We start from the raw sequence: 16,364 nt of genomic DNA, 5'->3' as shown, positions 1-16,364 counted from the left end.
ATGGCCGGGACAAGCCCGGCCGGCACCTCCCCAGCAGCCGCTCGCTCGCAAAATAAGACTTGAACATCGCTCAATCTTCTGCTCAGTTATTGAACAATGTTCATTTCTATCGAAGCGGACGATGCAAGCGACCTTCCGGATGGACGAACTGACCGGCTCCGATCGGCCGGTGAAACCGTGGATGAAAGCGGCCCCAGCGATCATCACGATCGGCATCATCGCGGCCTTCGCGGCCCACGGACGCATCGCGCAGCCGGTCCATTACAACGATTTCGCCGACCACTCGGCCCTGCCCGGAATCCCCCACGCCGGCGACGTGCTCTCCAACGCAGGCTTCGCGCTGGTCGCGATCTGGGGCTGGCTCGTGCTCTGGCCCCACCGCAACAGCGATCGGCTGCGCGACGGATGGCCGGGCTATCGGCTGTTCCTGATCGGGCTGTTGCTGACCGCGTTCGGCTCCGCCTTCTTTCACCTCGCCCCCGGCAACGGCCGGCTGACCTGGGACATGCTGCCGATCGCGCTCGTTGGCGCGGGCCTGCTTGCAGGCGTGCGCGGCGACAGGCAACGGCACGCGACGACCAACATCGAGGCGATCGGTCTCGGGCTTTACGCCGTAGCCAGCGTCGCGTGGTGGGTGGTGACGGACCGGCATGGCGCGGGCGACCTGCGGCCGTATCTGGTGTTGCAGGTGCTGCCGCTGATCCTGATTCCGCTGTGGCAGGCGATCCATCGCGCGCCGCGCATCGAGCGCATCGCGTTCGCCGCGGCGATGGGGCTGTACGTTCTGGCCAAGATCGCCGAGGTGTTCGACCATCCTATAGCCGACGCGCTTGGCTTCGTCAGCGGACACACCTTGAAGCACCTGATCGCAACCGCGGCCACCGCCGCGGTGGTCTGGGGCGTGACGCGACGCTTCGCCACAGCCGGCCGTCGCGTGTAACTGGCGCTTGCCAGCGCCCACAGGTTTTGGTCTACCGGCAGCGGGGATGCTCGCTGGGGTTGGGCTGGGAATGAAGCTGTTGAAGTCTGTGGCGCTGGCCATCTGTCTTGCCGCGCCGGCGATCGAATTGGGTGGCTGCGCCGGGCCGTCGGCACTCGAATCTCAAACCAGGCAACGCGACACGCGCATGGCGCGGATGTACTTCCTGCGCGAGAGCCGCCTGGTCGCGATGTACGGATCGGTGGCGGGCGTCGACATCAAGGTCGATGGCAGGCCGGTCGGCCGGGTGATCGGCGGGACCTATTTCTTCATCGACCGGCCGCCGGGAACCTACAAGCTGTCGGCCGGCACGTCGATGTCGATCGACTATGAGGCCGAGACCAAGGTCGAGGCCGGCCAGAGCTATTATTTCGGGATCGGCACGCCGCAGGGCGGGCCCCCCGGGCAGAACGCGTTGAACCAGCTCGTCGGCGGCAGCCGCGGCCAGCAGATGCGCGGAACGTCGCCGATCATGTCGGGTTTCGCCGGAGCCGCGCTCTATCAGCTCGACGCTGCGACGGGTGCCGCCACGATCGGCGAATTGAAGGCGCAATAGGCCGCCGCGGTCATTTTCGGAATAATGGAAAAATATCGCTGATTTGCCCGACGCGTCAAGCCGCGTGTTCGGGCGGCGGCGGCTGCCTGCTTTGCATGGGGTTGTTTTCGATAATTTAGGACGCGGCGCCCTGCTTCGCCGGTTCGATGGCGAATACCGCTGCCCCCGGGGCGGATTGACCGACACGCGGGCCGTATCCATATGCATCTGCATGAATCGGCCGCCCGCGCCGTTTCGCCCCCACCTGGACACAGCCTGATACCACCGGCTCCCGTCCGCAACGCTCCGGAGCCGCCGTGGCCGCCCTCTCCATCCTTGATCTCGTCCGCGTCACCGAGGACACCGATGCGCGCGGCGCGCTGTACAATGCGCGCGATGTCGCCCGCCACGCCGAGGCGCTGGGCTATCGCCGGATCTGGGTGGCGGAGCACCACAACATGGCCGGGATCGCCAGCGCCGCGACGTCGGTCGTGATCGGGCATATCGCGGCGGGAACCAGCACCATCCGGGTCGGCGCCGGCGGCATCATGCTGCCGAACCATGCGCCCTATGTCATCGCCGAGCAGTTCGGCACGCTGGCGCGGCTGTTTCCCGGCCGCATCGACCTCGGCCTCGGCCGCGCGCCGGGCACCGATCAGCTCACCCTGCGCGCGCTCCGCCGCACGCCTGAATCGGCCGAGAACTTTCCGCAGGACGTGCTCGAGGTGCAGGCCTTCCTGGCGCCCGCCGGCCCCAACCAGCGCATCCAGGCGGTGCCGGCCGCCGGCACCGACGTGCCGCTGTGGATCCTCGGCTCGAGCAATTTCGGCGCGATGCTGGCCGGCGAGCTCGGCCTGCCCTACGCCTTCGCCTCGCACTTCGCCCCCGAGCTGCTGCTCCAGGCATTGCAGATCTACCGCGCCCGCTTCAAGCCGTCGGAACAGCTCGAGCGGCCCTACACCATGGTCGGCGTCAACATCGTCGCCGCCGACACCGACGCCGAAGCGCGACGGCTCGCGACCACGCAGCAGATGTCGTTCACCAACATCTTCCGCGGCGCGCGCGGCCTGAGCCAGCCGCCGATCGATGACATCGAGAGCTACTGGTCGCCACAGGAAAAGGTCCAGGCGATGCGGATGCTGGAGCGCTCCATCGTCGGCTCGCCCGAGACGGTGCGCGCCGGCATCGACGCGCTGGTCGCCGAGACCGGCGCCGACGAGCTGATGATCGTGTCCGACGTCTACGATCACCAGAAGCGGCTGCGCTCGTTCGAGCTGATCGCCAGGGCCGGCGGCATCACGCCGCGGTAAGCGTCCCCTTGCTCACGCCTTGCTCAACGCCTGCGCGATGTCGGCGACGAGATCGGACGGATGCTCGATCCCGATCGACAGCCGAATCGTGGTGTCGAGCACGCCGATCTTCTGCCTGATCTCGGCAGGCACGCCGGAATGCGTCATCGTCGCCGGCAGGCTCGCCAGCGACTCGGTGCCGCCGAGGCTCACCGCGAGCTTGAATATCTGGAGATTGTTGAGGAACGCCTCGGCCGCCTCCTGCCCGCCGACGATGTCGAACGAGAAGGTCGAGCCGGCGCCGGAGCTCTGGCTCGCGAACACCCGCCCGGCGGGCGATGCCGGGTCGTGGTGGCCGAGATAATGCACCATTGCCACCTTGGGGTGATCGCGCAGATAGTCGGCAACGATCCGCGCGTTGCGGTCGGCCTTTTCCATCCGCAGGCTGAGCGTTTCCAGAGAGCGGCTGATCATCCAGCAGGAATGCGGATCGAGCTGGGTGCCGATCGCGCCGCGCAGCGCCTTGACGTCCTTCATCAGCTTCTTGGAGCCGAGCGCCGCGCCCGCGATCAGGTCGGAATGGCCGCCGACATATTTGGTCAGCGAGTACAGCGACAGATCGGCGCCATGCTCGATCGGGCGTTGAAACACCGGCCCAAGCAACGTGTTGTCGCAGGCGATGATCGGGGTGAAGCCCTGCGCCTTGCCGATCATGTCGGCGACCCGCCGGGTCAATGCGATGTCGACAAGGCCGTTGGTCGGATTGGCCGGCGTCTCGATGAAGATCATCGCGACACGGCCTCGCTTCATCGCCGCATCGGCGGCGGCACGAACGGCGTTCTCGTCGAGGCCATCGGCGAACCCCACCGCGTGAATCGAAAAGCTCGCGAGCGTCCTGGTGAACAGCGTTTCGGTGCCGCCATAGAGCGGCTGCGAGTGCAGGATCACGTCGCCGGGCCGCGCGAACGCCAGCACCGTGGTTGAGATCGCCGACATGCCCGACGAGAACAGCGCGCAGCTCTCGGTGCGCTCGTAGATCGCAATCCGATCCTCGACGATCTCGCTGTTCGGATGGTTGAAGCGCGAATAGACCAGCCCCGCCCCCATGCCTTCCGGCGGCTCGCGGCGGCCGGCGACGAAATCGAAGAAGTCCTTACCGTCCTCGGCGGTGCGGAACACGAAGGTCGAGGTCAGGAACACCGGCGGCTTGACGGCGCCCTCCGACAGCTGCGGATCGTAGCCGTAGTTCAGCATCTGGGTTTCCGGATGCAGCAGATGGTTGCCGATATGGGTTTTCGACGGAAACGGTTTCGTCATGGCCGGTCTCCTGTTCGCGAGGTCCGCCGCGGCGGCGGCGATTCCCGGAATGATGAGAACGAGCATACCCCAGCTTTGTGTTATTCCGCCAAAGCACGGCATCGGGCAGTTCTGGATAACGAACGGCCGGCATGCGCCCTGCGCCGCCGGCCGTTCAGAAAACTCACGCGCGGGTGAGGACGCGGTTACCAGCTGCGGTCCACGTTGCGCACCTCGCCGGTGCGCGCATCGACGTCGACCTGCATCCAGCGGCCGCGATAATCCCGCCCCTCGATCTCCCACTCGTCGCCGAGAAACTCGGTGTTGGACACCGTCACCACGCCGATGCTGGTCGCGACGTCGAGCGCGGCCTGCATCGAGAGCTGGCTGGCGGAATCATAGGCCAGCGCCGGTGTCGCCGCACCAATCGCCAGGGCCGCGACGGCAGGGATCATGAATTTTCGCATGCGTTACTCCTCGTGGAACAGATGTTGTGCCGCATAGAACGAGCGGCGCACCCAATCGGTTCCGACAACAAGAGATCACAGAGCCGCGCGAAACTTCGGCAGTTGCGGCGATTTGGTGGCAATTCCGTTTCGTCAACGCGCGGCGCGCGGCTTGCGCGCATTCGTCTCCCAGAGTCGAAATCCACCCTCGAACGCGTTGGCATTGTCGCCGAACCTCACCTTGGGCGGCGGATGGTCCACCTTGTCGGCGTTGCCGCCGCCGAGCACGATGTAATCGGGCTCCAGCGCAGCCGACAGCCGCGCGATCACGTCTTCGACACTCTTGCGCCATTTCTTCTTGCCGCGACGCTCCAGGCCAGCGGCACCGACATAGTCCTCGAACGTCTCGTCCTTGCGATATGGCAAATGCCCGAGCTCCATCGGCTCGAACACGCCGTCGACGATCATCGCGGAGCCGAGCCCGGTGCCAAGGCCGAGAAACAGCATCCGCCCGCCCTGATAGCTGCCGATCGCCTGCATCAGCGCATCGTTGACGACCTTGGTCGGCCGATCGAACGCCGCTTGAAAATCGAACCCGGCCCAGCCGCGGCCGAGATTGTGCGGCTCGGCAAGCGGACGGTCGTGCACCACCGGTCCGGGATAGCCGACCGAGATCACATCGTAAGACCAGTCGCGGGTCAGCGCCCTGACCTGCCGCACCATCTCGGTCGCGGACAGGTTTGGTCCAGACTCGAACTCGCGCTTGATGCGCTCTTTGTCGGTCATCACCTTCACATGCGTGCCGCCGACGTCGATCGCCAGCACCGTTCGCCGCGACGCGGCCCGCTTGCCTGTCTTCTTCGTTCTCTTGCTCGCTTTCTTGCTCGGCTTCCCGGGTGTCTTCCTGGCCATCGATCCATTCTCTGTTGTGTGCTCGGAGTGGAGCAGAGAAACGCTTTGCGCGCCACAACCACGTTCTGCATCCGACTCCAATTTGTTCGCGAGGAACGAATCGGAATCGAGAAAATCGGCGCGGTTCAGGCGTTAACAACGTGTATGTACGGACCACATCTGCGCAGTCGATGTTGTGCCATGGTGGGATTATTGCGCTCATCGCGCAAGATCGCCGAGCCCCTCGGCCATTCGCATGAGCTGGATTGCGGAATCGAGCGACAGGCGGCGCCATCATCGCGTTCCCCGTTCGACTCCATTTCGTTCACGAAGAACGAATCGGAATCGAAAAATCAGCACAACGCGATTCTTAACAACGCGTTCGCGCGACACGCACGAGGCGCCCACGTGTCGTTTTCAGTCACGTGCATAACATGCTCCACTCATCGCGATCCGTTCCGGATACGACTCCATTTTGTTCGCAAAGAACGAATCGGAATCGGGCAAGTCAGCGCGGATCGACTCTTAACAACATGTTTGCGATTGCTACTCGGAGCCTGTTATCGGCCCCGCTCTGTGCGCGCCCGTTGCGCCAATGACGATCTCCTCATCGTAGGCAAGCTCCGGCCGCAGCGCGCGCATCTTCTCCGCAAGCCGGTGGCTTGCCGTCTCCTCAGCGCGCGCCAGGCGGTTGACGAGCGCGACGTAGTCAGCATCGCTCTTGTGCTGGTTGAGTTTCGACTGCCCCTCGATCTCGTCGACGACGAGATCGATCACCCTGATCCCGGCCAGCATCGCCTCGCGCTTGCCGGGCTCCATTTGCGCGAGGTCCCAGGGCTGCTTCGGCAGCCGCGCTTCGGAGACCGCGAGCAGCGCGTCGCCATGGCCGCGATTGTCTTCGCACCCGCGCAGATGCGCGACGCCGGACAGATGCACCGCCTCGTAGAGCCAGGTCGAGACGTTGTCGCGCGAGACGTACCAGTCGTTCGAGATGTAGGCGTCGTCACCCGAGACGATCAGCAGGAATCGCCTGCTGCCATCAGCAAGCTCCACGAGCGGATTTTTCGCGGTGAGATGGATCTGCACGATGACACGGTCGTCGCGCCGCTCGATCACGAACGGGACGTGCGACGCCCGCGGGCCGCGCGCATCGGCGGCGACGATGGCACCGAAGCCACGCGCCGCCGCGAAGGCCAGCGTGCGATCGTCCTCGATGCGGAATTGGGGGCGCAGGATGTGCATGGCGGCGGCGCTCGCGGCTGGAGGGAGACGATCCAGCAAGGCTAGCGCAAGTTTCGCCGGAGATCACCGCCATGCACCGTCCGGCTCAGCAGATCATGGCGTTGTCGCCGTGATCGCAGACGCCGCCGGGCTGGTCGCGGGGCCGCGTCTCGGTGTCGCCGACATGCGGGGCGGTCATCCGCGGCAGTCCGCCGCTCCAGCCCCTGCCGGCAACGGTGCCGGTATGGCCCTTCGCAGGCGGATAGAACCCCGCCGCCGGGGACGCGCCGGCCGCCGACCCCGTCAGCATGGCGAGCGCGACCAGGCCCGCCGCGACATACTTCGCCACCATCATCGTCCTTCTCCCGCTTGGCTTAGCGGCCGCGACGGCGGTTTCGCCGGGCGGCTGAAGCATTCACACCGACACCATGACTGTTGGCGCTGTCCGGTTATTCCGCCTACGTTTGACCGAAGCGTGAATGTGATGAGCGCGCACGGCGTGCCCTGAGCAGGACGGGGGCTCGGCGGCATCTCGCTTCAAGCATTGCTGCTCTGGAATACTGGATCACCTGCATGCGCGGGTGATGACACTGCCTGGTTGGCGTCTTGAGACCAGAACAATCCCCATGTCGTCCTGGCGAAAGCCAGGACCCATTACCCCAAATGCAAGTTGTCGCGCGACGCTGTGGCTTCCAATCCCTTTCACAGCCAAGCCGGTGGTTATGGGTCCTGGCTTTCGCCAGGACGACGATGGGGGAGATCGCTGGCTCGAGCCAATAAAGCCACGACGGTCCCGCATATGCATCCGCCGAGACCGTTCCACCGTTGAACTGGCGGCAGCGGACGGGTTACGCTGGGAGCAATCTCCTGCCCTCCCGCTGGAAGGACACCATGAACGGCAATCGATATTACGGCGTCCGTGTCGAGGGCGCGAAATACGGCGTGGGGTTCGGCTCGGCGCTGGCGATCGCGATCTCCTACACCAAGAACCATTCGATCCTGTGGGCGATCATCCACGGTATCCTGGGCTGGCTTTACGTGATCTACGCCGCGCTGTTCGGGTGATGCGGGCAGCATGACCGTCATCTCGATCCAGTCGCAGGTCGCCTGGGGCCATGTCGGCAACAGCGCCGCCAGCTTTCCGATTCAGCTCCATGGCATCGATGTCGTCGCCGTGCCGACCACGCTGCTCAGCAACCGGCCGGGCTATCCGACCATCCGCGGCCGCGTGCTCGATGTGCAGCTGGTCGCCGACCTCCTGCGCGGCGTCGAGGAACGCGGCGCGGTCGAGCACGCGCAGATGATCCTGTCAGGCTACCTCGGCTCGGCCGACATCGGCAGCGACGTCGCCGATTTCGTCGCCCGCGCCAAGGCGGCCAACCCGACTTTGCTGTACTGCTGCGATCCGGTGCTTGGCGATCGCGACCGCGGCATGTTCGTGCGAGCCGACATCCCGCCGCTGGTGCGCGACCAGCTCTGCCCGCTCGCTGACATCATCACCCCCAACCATTTCGAATTCGAATTCCTTTGCGGCGCGCGGGTGACGACGATCGGCGACGTCATCGTGCAGGCCGGCGCGCTGATGGCGCGGGGGCCGACCACCATCATCATCACCAGCGCCGAGTTCGCCGGCACGCCCGACAGCGAGATCGAGACTTTGGCGATCGAGCGCGCGGACGCCGGTCGCATATCCGCCTGGCGGGTGCGGACGCCGCGCGTGCCGATCAGCCCGTCCGGCACCGGTGACCTGTTCGCGGCGCTGTTCGTCGCTGGCCGCGTGCGCGGTCTGGCGACGCCGGACGCGCTCGGTCATGCCGCGTCAGCCATTCACGGCGTGCTGGAACGCACGGCGCAGCGCGGGACCGAGGAAATGCGCATCGTCGAGAGCGCCGACGTGATGCTTGATCCAAAACCCCGCTTCACGGCCGTCGCGATCCATCCGTCCGAACATCCGGGACATTCTTCATGATCGACACCACGACCCTCCTCACCTACGCCGCCGTCGTGCTCGGCCTGTTCCTGATCCCCGGGCCTGCCGTGCTGCTGGTGCTCGCGCGTTCGGTGACCGGCGGACCGCGGGTCGGCGTCGCCACCGGGTTCGGCATCGCGCTCGGCGATCTCGTCCACACCGCGATGGCGACGTTCGGCCTGTCGGCGGTGCTGATGACCTCGGCGCTGGCGTTCTCGATCGTCAAATATGCCGGCGTAATCTACCTGATCGTGCTCGGCGTGCGCGCCGTGTTCGAGAAGAATGACGACCTGCATCTGCCGGCGGCGCAGCCGGTCGATCCGCGGCGCGCATTCCGGCAGGCGATCTGGGCGGAAATGCTCAATCCGAAGACCGCGCTGTTCTTCCTCGCCTTCCTGCCGCAGTTCGTCCACCCCGGTCACGGCTCGGCGGTCGCCCAATTCGCGACGCTCGGCCTGATCTTCGTCGCAATGAGCGCGGCCTACACCTCGCTGCTCGCGCTCGCCGCGGGCCAGATCAGCCCGTGGATCAGGCGGCACCGGCGCATCGGGCAGTGGCAGGGCCGCGTGGTCGGCACGATCTACATCGCGCTCGGCATCCGCCTGGCGTTTCAGGAGCGCTGATGTCCCCTCTCAAGCCCCAAGCCAGCTACGACGACTTCGCCCGGCTCGATATCAGGATCGGTAAGGTCGTCGAGGTGCAGCCGTTTCCGCGCGCCCGGAACCCGTCCTACAAGGTCGGGGTCGACGTCGGCGCCGAGCGGATCATGTGGTCGAGTGCCCAGATCACAAATTACGAGCCCGAGGCGCTGCTCGGCTCGCTGGTGGTATGCATCTGCAATCTGGGCCCGAAGAATATCGCGGGCTTCACCTCGGAACTGCTGATCCTCGGCGCCAAGGATGCCGGCGGCAAGGTGATCGTGCTCGGCCCGCGCAGCGAGGTTGAGATCGGCGAGTCGATCTTCTGAGATCACGCGCCGATCACGGCCGCTTGATTCAAATCGTCAGGAATCACCGTAGTTTCCCGATGGGGGATCACCCGGATTCTCCGCGCCCGCGCGCGCTGCTATTTCAGCGCGCGAGAATCGCTTCGGAATGGGAATCGGAAGATGTCTGCAGTTTTCTTTCACTGCTCTGACGAGAAGCACGTGATCCTGGATCGCACCGGTGCAGCGATGGATCTGGCGGAAGCACGGGTGCATGCGGAGCAGCTGGCACGCAGCTATGTCATGACACCGAGCGCGGAAGACTGGCGCAACTGGGCAGTCCACGTCACCGACGATATCGGAACCGAGATGTTCGAATTGCCGTTCAGTGCCGTGCTCGGCGAGCTGCACTGAGGGCGTGCCATGTACGCAATCGAGCTTGTCCTGAAGCCGCTGCGCCGCCACCTCGCCCGCCTTGTCGCGCGTGGCCTCGCGCTGATCGAGCACGTCGCCAACCCATATCGCCCCGAGCTGTATTACATGCGCGGGCCCGGCCCGAAGTGCCGCGCCAGGCGGCAGGCTGCACTGCGCGATTAGGTCGCGAGCAGCGGCGATGAGAAAAGGCCGGCGGGCGTTACGCCACCGACCTTCTCCTGCAACTGCCGGTTCCCGGAGCCCGGTTCCGCTGCGATTCCAATTGGGTCCAAGCTTGCGACGACTGTTTTAATCAAATCTTAACGGCATGGCAGTGTGCTGGATCACAGGACTCCTTTGACCGTGCAGCGTGACGCTCATTGGTTGATCGTGCGACGCGCTGCACATCGTTTTTGCGCTGATCGCTCGACGATTGTGCGCGACGCATCTTAGGGAACGCTCGACTCAGTGTTACCCTGTGATGCAAACCGAAACGGAGAACTTCGGGATGCCGTACTACACCTTCGATCTCGTGGTGGGTGACGAGTTCCGCAATCAGGGAACCATCATCCTCGAAAACATCAGCGTCGCCACCGATCGCGCCGATCAGCTCGCCAACGAGCTGTCGCAGGTCAAGCCGGAGCTGAAGGCCCGCGGCTGCGCCGTCCGCGTCACCGACATCGACCGGCGCGAACTCTACCGGACGCCGCTCGATCCCGTGCCGCGATGGCGCCGGGCAGGCTAGCGTCCCTAGACTTCTGATTCTGGTGACCGTGCCGATCAGCGCACGGTCCGGGTGTTGTTGCGGGCGGTGACGGGCGTTGCCGCATCCGCAAGAGCAGGTCGGCGCGCGACCGGCTACTTCTTCAGATTCAATCGGCCGATGAAATCGCGCTTGCCCAGCGGCGCGCCCTTGTGACGGAGGATGTCGTAGGCCGTGGTCGAATGGAAGAAGAAGTTCGGCAGCGAGAACGACATCAAGAATCCCTCGGCCGTGAACGGCATCGACCGATCCCCGATCTTGAACATCACCTCGCGCCCGAGCAGCGCATTGACCGCATCCGGCGTCAGGCTGGACAATTCGCTGTGCGCGTCCTTCACTAGCGCCTGTAGGCCGGCGTAATCCAGATCGGGCTTGCCGGACGGCGGGATGAACACGCCGTTCTTCGCGGCCTCCATCGCGCCGCGCGAATGATGCGCGAGCGAGACCACCTGGAAGCGGAACGGCAGCATATCCGGGAACAGCCGGGTCTCGACGATCTCCGCCGGATCGACGCCATTATCCTTGAAATGCGCGAGGCTCTTGTCGAGAAAGCCCGAAGTGGCGCCGAGGATTTGCAGATAGTTGGCAACGGTGGCGTCGTAGAGTGAAAAAGTCATGGCGAATTCCCCCAGATAGAATTTTTCTACGGCTTGCTTGCCGGAACACAGTTCCCGGAATTTCCGGCGAAAGCAAGCGGCACGGGGGATCGCATGATCGAACGATCCGGCGCGTGCGCCGGACACATTCGATCAGGCATCGTGATTGACGCCGTCAGCTCTGATGCGGCCCGCGCATGATCTTCATGGCGTCCTCGACCTGACGCCAGCCGCGCGCCTCTTCGGTATCGCCCTTGCTCTCGCAAGCCACCGCGTTCTGCGCCGCCTGGGCGATCGCCTCCGGGCCGTGCTTCTGTAGCATCTGCCGCGCGATGCTATGGATCTCTGTCGCTGCTATCATGGGCGCTCTCCTCGGCTGTCAGGTGCCGCAGGGACAGGCGTTGCCGCGCGTCCCGCGGGGCTGACATCAAAACCGCCGAATGCTGCGTCTGGTTCCAACGTCACCACCGTCGCGCAGCACACTCAGCGGTTCCCACGCGCAGCGGCGGCAGCTACAGAAAGACGGATTCCGCTCATTCCGGGTTGGCGTGACCATGGCACAGAACATCTATGACGATCCCGGCTTCTTCGCCGGTTACAGCCAGTTGCCGCGGCAGGTCCACGGATTGCCAGGTGCGCCCGAATGGCCCGCGATCCGCGCCATGCTGCCCGATCTCGCCGGCAAGCACGTGGTCGATCTCGGCTGCGGATTCGGCTGGGTATCGCGCTGGATGCGCGCGCAAGGCGCATCCGCGGTGCGCGGCATCGATCTGTCGCAGAACATGATCGCGCGCGCCGAGGCCATGACGCAGGATCCGGAGATCGTCTACGAGATCGCCGACCTCGAAACGCTTGAACTACCGAAGAGCACGTTCGATCTGGCCTATAGCGCCCTCACGTTCCACTACATCAGGGACTTCGATCGGCTGGCGCGCATGCTGTATCGCGCGCTCGTCCCGGACGGGCATGTGGTCTTCACCATCGAACATCCGATCTACATGGCGGCCACCCATCCGCGCTGGGGACAGGACGAGGATGGCCGCAAGAGCTGGCCGGTCAACCGCTACTTCATCGAAGGCGAGCGGCGGACCGACTGGTATGTGAAGGGCGTGCTGAAATATCACCGCACCATCGGCACCACGCTCAACGCGCTGATCGGCGCCGGCTTCGCGCTGCGTCACGTCGAGGAATTCTGCCCGACCCGGGAGCAGATCAAGGCGATGCCCGAGCTCACCGACGAGCTTGAACGACCGATGATGATGCTGGTGTCAGCGCAGCGCTAAAGCGCGAAATTGGATTGAAGCGTCGTTGCGCTTTGATTTGAGCATGATCCGTTCGGAAAACCGCTTCAGATTCTTCCGGATCATGCTCACGCCGCGAGCAGCTTGTCGAACTCCTCGAGCGGATATGATTTGCCGTCCTTGTCGGTGATCACCACCTGCCATCCTTCGCTGGCCCAGACCTTGGCCTTGGCGATGATGATGAAAGTGCTTTCCCGTTCGATCCTGACCGTTTCGTTCTCGCGTTCTGCGATCATCTTGTAGGCCAACGCTTGTCCCTCGCCGACGTCTTCCGTTCGGCGGTTTGTTGGCAGCGGCTTTGGGCGGCAATTCGCTGGGAGTGTGACAATTTGGTGGAAGCGCCGCCGCAAGATGCGGCAACGCGCAACGTGTGGTCGCGCCTACGCCAACTTTCCCATCAAGGTCGGCATGTCGAGCGCCGCCGAGTTGACGTTGACGCTGCGTGCGTAGCGCATCTGCGGCCCCTCGAAGGTGCAAGTGACCGTGTCGCGGAACGCCGATTCGACGAACGTCCAGGTCATCTCGAAGGTGCGCAGGTCGCGCCAGGTCCCGCTCGCGACCACGCGCATGACGTCAGGCTGATACTCATGATGCAGCTTGTTGCCGGTCATCGTCGTGGTGCCCTCGCGCGGCGCATCGAGACCGACCTCGATCGTGTGCGTGCCCCTGGCGTCCTCGAGCGCGAAGGTGCAGGTGTTGCCGGCGAAGGCGAGATTGACCGACTTGATCGCATCGGCATTCTCCGGCATCTGCCAGGTCTTGCCGGAAATCACCGCTACGACCGGCGACGATGCCGGCGCCAGTGGCGGCAACAACTGCAAGGCCGCGGTCCGTCCCTTCAGCCTGTCGGCGTCGGCGTCGGCATCGCTCGTCGCCGCCGTGGCAGAGAACATCGCCGGGAAATGCCGGAACACCAGCTTGTTGAAACCACTGCGTTGCGGAATGCCGGCGGTGATCGCCAGCACCGCATTATGCTTGGGGAAGACGAAGCTGAGCTGGTCGAACAGGCCGTCGGCGTAGAACGTCTCGGGCCCGATCCACCATTGATAGCCATAGGTGTCCTTGACGTGCGGCTGCTGCACCGCCGCCACCCAATCGGCCGGCAGCACCTGCTTGCCGTTCCACATGCCGTTTTGCGCATGCAGGATGCCGAGCTTGAGGCAATCGACCGTCTTCCAGCTCAGACCATTGGCTCCGGGCGAGATGCCTTCCGGCCCGACCGGCCATTCATAGCCCGAGATTCCGAGAGGATCGAAAAATCGGGGCTTCAGATAATCCGCCACCGCCTCTCCCGTCGTCTTGGTGACGATGGCCGACAGCAGATAGGTCGCGGCCGAAGTGTAGACCCATTTGGTGCCCGGCTGGTAGACCACCGGGATCTTGAAGAACTCGGCGACCCAGCTGGTCTTGATCGGTCGCCACGCCGACCCGGATGTCATTGAAGCGTGACCGGTGCGCATGGTCAGGAGATCCTCGACCGTCATCGCGGCGAGCTTGTCGTCGACGACCGGCGGCAGCTTGTCCTTGAAGAACCACACCACCTTGTCTTGCAGGCCAAAGCGCTTGTCGGCCATGGCGAGCCCGACCGCGCACACGGTGACGCTCTTGGTCAGCGAGTGCATCATGTGGTTGCGATCGGCGCGGTACGGCGACCACCAGCCCTCCGCGACCACCTTGCCGTTGCGCCAGAGCATGAAGCTGTGCAGCTCGTAACCCTGGCGATCGACCTCGTCGAGAAAATCCAGGATCGCGGATGGCGCGATGCCCTGCTCATCCGGCCGGCCGCGTGACAATCCATCGGCGAAGGCTGGCTCGGCCTGCGCCGTTGCCGCCATGGCGGAGCGTCCCTCGGGGGACAACAGGACGGCGGCGCCGCCCAGGAACAGTTGCAACGCCCCGCGCCGCGACGGGCGACCTGATGCGAGACTGTCGGTTTCTTGATTGTTGCTGGGCATAGGCCGTCCTCTGGAGGAGAACGGAGGTTATGGCGCCGGCCCGCGCTGTCAACGTATCCGGCGCGCATGGCCCCTCAATGAAAAACCCCGCCTTGGGCGGGACGCCAAGGCGGGGAAAGGTTCATTGGGTAGAAATCCACGCGCTTGGAAAAAGCGGCGCGAGGAAGTAGCGGCGTCAGTCTTAGTGGGACCGGCCATTCAGACAACAGGATTAAAGCGCGCACCCCGCCGGGACTTTTTCCCGACCTGGTCGGAAAAAATCCCCAAACCCGGCCCGCCGGCGCGGCTCACTGCACCACGTCGAGCCTGACATTCGCGACACCCTTGCCAATCATGCCGAGCGACTGCGCGGCGGAATACGAGACGTCGACGATACGCCCGGGAACATAGGGTCCGCGATCGTTGACGCGGACGGTGACGGAACGGCCGGTCTTGACGTCGGTGACCCGCAGCCTGGTGCCGAACGGCAATGTCGGATGCGCGGCGGTCAGTTCGTGCCCGTCGAACTTCTCGCCGCTCGCGGTCTCCTGCTGATCGCTGTAGAAGCTCGCGACGCCCTGCGACGCAATCTTGGTCTCGACGGTCTTGTGTGAGGCGTATGGCCTGTGGATGCGCGCGGCCGCGACGCGTGTCCGTGTCGGCGACGATGCAGCGTGCGTCGGTTGGTCCGGGGCGGACCGGCTCGCGAGTGCCTGCGAGCGCTGGCTGACGACCGACGACTGGGCGCAGGCTGCAAGCGACGCTGCGCCGATCATCAGGGCGAACAGCCGGAGCGGCTTTCGCGTTTGAGCAAACAGGATCGCGGGGCGAACTCGCCGCGCGTTGCGTTCAACGTCGACGTACCGAATCACTGCATCGTCGCGTAACATGTTGCATCCCCAACTCGCGCCCCAGCCCAAGCCGAAAATCCAACACTCGCCTTATGAGCCGAATCCAATCAGGGCAGAACGGAGGCGGAGCGCGGCGAGAGGTGCCTGGCGCGACGCGATTTCCCATCAGCTGTGATGGATGCGCCACACAACCCAGGGGATTGATCAAAAAATCACGGCGTGGGCGTCCCGCTCAGGTGGCCGATGCCCGCGCCCGTTACCGCCAGTTTCGGTTCCCGAAACTCCCCAACCTCTCCACCCTCTCGCCTTGCTTTGGTCAAACCGGACTGGAGTTGTGGGGTCAGGGCCAGGGGTCGATACAGAGCGTAAATTTGCCGGCCGCCCATTTGCGGTTGACCTTGGACTGATACGGGGACCGCCATGCAATCCACACTGAAAGACGCAGATCCGCACGATATTTTCGCGATCGAGCCGAGCTTCGCCGCGACCCGCGCCGACCCCGCTGCAACGCTAGCGCCGGCCGGCGCTGGAGCGGCAGGCCAACGCGAACCGTATTTCGGCCCGACCCTCGCCCCCTCACCCGTGCCGCAGGCGGCGCCGACGACCCCGGCGCCTTCCGCCGCAGCCGTGCCGCCGGTCGTACCGGCCTATGGCGCCGCGAGCCATGAGGGCAAGCTGGACGACATCAGGCTCGAGCGTGGCCCGCGCCCCACCAACAAATGGGCGATCCGCGCCTTCTGGTTCGTGTTCGCGATCGTGAGCGCGATGGGCGCTGCGGCGTGGCAACATTACGGACATCGCGTCAAGCAGATCGTGGTGGAGTACGTGCCCCAGGTCGAAGCGCTCGCGTCGCTGCTGCCGGGCAAGGCGGCACCTGCTCCGGTTCAGGCGCCCGCAGCGCAAGCGGCGGCCGATCGGCCCACCGACGCAGCGCCCGCCGCTGCCCCGCAGGAG

General features: G+C 64.8%; 21 protein-coding genes and 1 pseudogene. 12 read left to right on the top strand and 10 right to left on the bottom strand.

From position 1 onward, the window contains the following. Positions 1 to 121: 121 nt before the first annotated feature. The 3 genes from B2W55_RS34135 to B2W55_RS34125 all read left to right on the top strand — a co-directional run bounded on the left by B2W55_RS34135 (position 122) and on the right by B2W55_RS34125 (position 2,824). Entirely contained in the window at positions 122 to 940 is an 819-nt protein-coding gene (locus B2W55_RS34135; protein ID WP_024578486.1) for a hypothetical protein, read from the top strand. Positions 941 to 1,010: 70 nt separating this feature from the next. Then, positions 1,011 to 1,535: a DUF2846 domain-containing protein gene (locus B2W55_RS34130; protein ID WP_024578487.1), complete on the top strand. Its 525-nt coding sequence runs from the start codon at positions 1,011 to 1,013 to the stop codon at positions 1,533 to 1,535. 296 nt (positions 1,536 to 1,831) lie between these two features. Continuing rightward, entirely contained in the window at positions 1,832 to 2,824 is a 993-nt protein-coding gene (locus B2W55_RS34125; protein ID WP_029878700.1) for an LLM class flavin-dependent oxidoreductase, read from the top strand. 12 nt (positions 2,825 to 2,836) lie between these two features. On the opposite strand, the gene B2W55_RS34120 is transcribed toward B2W55_RS34125, so the two are convergent. The 5 genes from B2W55_RS34120 to B2W55_RS34100 form a co-directional block, all read right to left on the bottom strand. Further along, positions 2,837 to 4,120, bottom strand: a complete 1,284-nt coding sequence (locus B2W55_RS34120) for a cystathionine gamma-synthase family protein (RefSeq protein WP_024578488.1) — start codon at positions 4,118 to 4,120, stop codon at positions 2,837 to 2,839. A gap of 185 nt (positions 4,121 to 4,305) precedes the next feature. Continuing rightward, positions 4,306 to 4,566, bottom strand: a complete 261-nt coding sequence (locus B2W55_RS34115) for a PepSY domain-containing protein (RefSeq protein ID WP_024578489.1) — start codon at positions 4,564 to 4,566, stop codon at positions 4,306 to 4,308. Between the two features lie 132 nt (positions 4,567 to 4,698). Next, a complete protein-coding gene (locus tag B2W55_RS34110; protein ID WP_024578490.1) occupies positions 4,699 to 5,457 on the bottom strand; it encodes an ROK family protein in 759 nt (252 codons plus the stop codon). Positions 5,458 to 5,982: 525 nt separating this feature from the next. Then, positions 5,983 to 6,678: an FMN-binding negative transcriptional regulator gene (locus B2W55_RS34105; RefSeq protein WP_024578491.1), complete on the bottom strand. Its 696-nt coding sequence runs from the start codon at positions 6,676 to 6,678 to the stop codon at positions 5,983 to 5,985. Between the two features lie 85 nt (positions 6,679 to 6,763). Continuing rightward, positions 6,764 to 7,012 carry a hypothetical protein gene (locus B2W55_RS34100; protein ID WP_024578492.1) on the bottom strand — a complete coding sequence of 83 codons (249 nt, stop codon included), beginning with the start codon at positions 7,010 to 7,012 and terminating at the stop codon, positions 6,764 to 6,766. A gap of 536 nt (positions 7,013 to 7,548) precedes the next feature. Between B2W55_RS34100 and B2W55_RS34095 the strand changes: the two genes are divergently transcribed. The 7 genes from B2W55_RS34095 to B2W55_RS34065 all read left to right on the top strand — a co-directional run bounded on the left by B2W55_RS34095 (position 7,549) and on the right by B2W55_RS34065 (position 10,710). Next, positions 7,549 to 7,722: a hypothetical protein gene (locus tag B2W55_RS34095; RefSeq protein ID WP_016840760.1), complete on the top strand. Its 174-nt coding sequence runs from the start codon at positions 7,549 to 7,551 to the stop codon at positions 7,720 to 7,722. A gap of 10 nt (positions 7,723 to 7,732) precedes the next feature. Then, the gene (gene pdxY / locus B2W55_RS34090) at positions 7,733 to 8,626 is read left to right on the top strand and encodes a pyridoxal kinase PdxY (protein ID WP_024578493.1); all 894 of its coding nucleotides are present in this window, start codon (positions 7,733 to 7,735) and stop codon (positions 8,624 to 8,626) included. Further along, positions 8,623 to 9,249 (top strand): LysE family translocator, encoded by a 627-nt coding sequence (locus B2W55_RS34085; protein WP_024578494.1) that lies wholly within the window; start codon positions 8,623 to 8,625, stop codon positions 9,247 to 9,249. Before pdxY ends, B2W55_RS34085 begins: the two co-directional genes overlap by 4 nt. Further along, positions 9,249 to 9,593, top strand: a complete 345-nt coding sequence (locus B2W55_RS34080; protein ID WP_024578495.1) for a tRNA-binding protein — start codon at positions 9,249 to 9,251, stop codon at positions 9,591 to 9,593. Before B2W55_RS34085 ends, B2W55_RS34080 begins: the two co-directional genes overlap by 1 nt. A 141-nt stretch (positions 9,594 to 9,734) precedes the next feature. Then, positions 9,735 to 9,965, top strand: a complete 231-nt coding sequence (locus tag B2W55_RS34075; protein WP_024578496.1) for a DUF6894 family protein — start codon at positions 9,735 to 9,737, stop codon at positions 9,963 to 9,965. Positions 9,966 to 9,974: 9 nt separating this feature from the next. Next, the gene (locus B2W55_RS34070) at positions 9,975 to 10,148 is read left to right on the top strand and encodes a hypothetical protein (RefSeq protein ID WP_168200252.1); all 174 of its coding nucleotides are present in this window, start codon (positions 9,975 to 9,977) and stop codon (positions 10,146 to 10,148) included. A 325-nt stretch (positions 10,149 to 10,473) separates the two neighbouring features. Further along, entirely contained in the window at positions 10,474 to 10,710 is a 237-nt protein-coding gene (locus B2W55_RS34065; RefSeq protein WP_024578497.1) for a hypothetical protein, read from the top strand. A 113-nt stretch (positions 10,711 to 10,823) separates the two neighbouring features. Here the strand turns inward: B2W55_RS34065 and B2W55_RS34060 are convergent, their stop codons facing one another. After that, the gene (locus B2W55_RS34060; protein WP_024578498.1) at positions 10,824 to 11,345 is read right to left on the bottom strand and encodes a DUF1993 domain-containing protein; all 522 of its coding nucleotides are present in this window, start codon (positions 11,343 to 11,345) and stop codon (positions 10,824 to 10,826) included. 154 nt (positions 11,346 to 11,499) lie between these two features. Beyond that, positions 11,500 to 11,685, bottom strand: a complete 186-nt coding sequence (locus tag B2W55_RS34055; protein WP_029878704.1) for a hypothetical protein — start codon at positions 11,683 to 11,685, stop codon at positions 11,500 to 11,502. Positions 11,686 to 11,878: 193 nt separating this feature from the next. On the opposite strand from B2W55_RS34055, the gene B2W55_RS34050 reads away from it, so the two are divergent. Next, positions 11,879 to 12,607 (top strand): class I SAM-dependent methyltransferase, encoded by a 729-nt coding sequence (locus B2W55_RS34050; protein ID WP_024578500.1) that lies wholly within the window; start codon positions 11,879 to 11,881, stop codon positions 12,605 to 12,607. Positions 12,608 to 12,693: 86 nt separating this feature from the next. Here the strand turns inward: B2W55_RS34050 and B2W55_RS34045 are convergent, their stop codons facing one another. From B2W55_RS34045 to B2W55_RS34035, 3 genes are all read right to left on the bottom strand, one after another. After that, on the bottom strand, positions 12,694 to 12,873 hold the full coding sequence (locus B2W55_RS34045; RefSeq protein ID WP_024578501.1) for a hypothetical protein: 180 nt from the start codon (positions 12,871 to 12,873) through the stop codon (positions 12,694 to 12,696). A 132-nt stretch (positions 12,874 to 13,005) separates the two neighbouring features. Then, a complete protein-coding gene (locus tag B2W55_RS34040; RefSeq protein WP_043855569.1) occupies positions 13,006 to 14,460 on the bottom strand; it encodes a serine hydrolase domain-containing protein in 1,455 nt (484 codons plus the stop codon). 407 nt (positions 14,461 to 14,867) lie between these two features. Then, positions 14,868 to 15,449, bottom strand: a complete 582-nt coding sequence (locus B2W55_RS34035) for a septal ring lytic transglycosylase RlpA family protein (protein WP_024578503.1) — start codon at positions 15,447 to 15,449, stop codon at positions 14,868 to 14,870. Between the two features lie 381 nt (positions 15,450 to 15,830). Between B2W55_RS34035 and B2W55_RS34030 the strand changes: the two are divergent. Beyond that, positions 15,831 to 16,364: pseudogene (locus B2W55_RS34030) on the top strand (hypothetical protein); the annotation flags it as partial.

The sequence above is a fragment of the Bradyrhizobium sp. UBA2491 genome (assembly GCF_002341725.1).
Taxonomy (GTDB): Bacteria; Pseudomonadota; Alphaproteobacteria; order Rhizobiales; family Xanthobacteraceae; genus Bradyrhizobium.
Note: the sequence above shows the minus strand (reverse complement) of the source record. Positions and strands in the feature narration are given on the sequence as shown.

Bases quoted from the DNA above. Each gene is read 5' to 3' on its own strand.
- B2W55_RS34080 (WP_024578495.1), top strand. From the start codon at position 9,249: ATGTCCCCTCTCAAGCCCCAAGCCAGCTACGACGACTTCGCCCGGCTC.
- B2W55_RS34055 (WP_029878704.1), bottom strand. From the start codon at position 11,685: ATGATAGCAGCGACAGAGATCCATAGCATCGCGCGGCAGATGCTACAG.
- B2W55_RS34110 (WP_024578490.1), bottom strand. From the start codon at position 5,457: ATGGCCAGGAAGACACCCGGGAAGCCGAGCAAGAAAGCGAGCAAGAGA.
- B2W55_RS34050 (WP_024578500.1), top strand. From the start codon at position 11,879: ATGGCACAGAACATCTATGACGATCCCGGCTTCTTCGCCGGTTACAGC.
- B2W55_RS34115 (WP_024578489.1), bottom strand. From the start codon at position 4,566: ATGCGAAAATTCATGATCCCTGCCGTCGCGGCCCTGGCGATTGGTGCG.
- B2W55_RS34095 (WP_016840760.1), top strand. From the start codon at position 7,549: ATGAACGGCAATCGATATTACGGCGTCCGTGTCGAGGGCGCGAAATAC.
- B2W55_RS34130 (WP_024578487.1), top strand. From the start codon at position 1,011: ATGAAGCTGTTGAAGTCTGTGGCGCTGGCCATCTGTCTTGCCGCGCCG.
- B2W55_RS34120 (WP_024578488.1), bottom strand. From the start codon at position 4,120: ATGACGAAACCGTTTCCGTCGAAAACCCATATCGGCAACCATCTGCTG.
- pdxY (WP_024578493.1), top strand. From the start codon at position 7,733: ATGACCGTCATCTCGATCCAGTCGCAGGTCGCCTGGGGCCATGTCGGC.
- B2W55_RS34060 (WP_024578498.1), bottom strand. From the start codon at position 11,345: ATGACTTTTTCACTCTACGACGCCACCGTTGCCAACTATCTGCAAATC.
- B2W55_RS34105 (WP_024578491.1), bottom strand. From the start codon at position 6,678: ATGCACATCCTGCGCCCCCAATTCCGCATCGAGGACGATCGCACGCTG.
- B2W55_RS34135 (WP_024578486.1), top strand. From the start codon at position 122: ATGCAAGCGACCTTCCGGATGGACGAACTGACCGGCTCCGATCGGCCG.
- B2W55_RS34035 (WP_024578503.1), bottom strand. From the start codon at position 15,449: ATGTTACGCGACGATGCAGTGATTCGGTACGTCGACGTTGAACGCAAC.
- B2W55_RS34070 (WP_168200252.1), top strand. From the start codon at position 9,975: ATGTACGCAATCGAGCTTGTCCTGAAGCCGCTGCGCCGCCACCTCGCC.
- B2W55_RS34085 (WP_024578494.1), top strand. From the start codon at position 8,623: ATGATCGACACCACGACCCTCCTCACCTACGCCGCCGTCGTGCTCGGC.
- B2W55_RS34065 (WP_024578497.1), top strand. From the start codon at position 10,474: ATGCCGTACTACACCTTCGATCTCGTGGTGGGTGACGAGTTCCGCAAT.
- B2W55_RS34075 (WP_024578496.1), top strand. From the start codon at position 9,735: ATGTCTGCAGTTTTCTTTCACTGCTCTGACGAGAAGCACGTGATCCTG.
- B2W55_RS34100 (WP_024578492.1), bottom strand. From the start codon at position 7,012: ATGATGGTGGCGAAGTATGTCGCGGCGGGCCTGGTCGCGCTCGCCATG.
- B2W55_RS34040 (WP_043855569.1), bottom strand. From the start codon at position 14,460: ATGGCGGCAACGGCGCAGGCCGAGCCAGCCTTCGCCGATGGATTGTCA.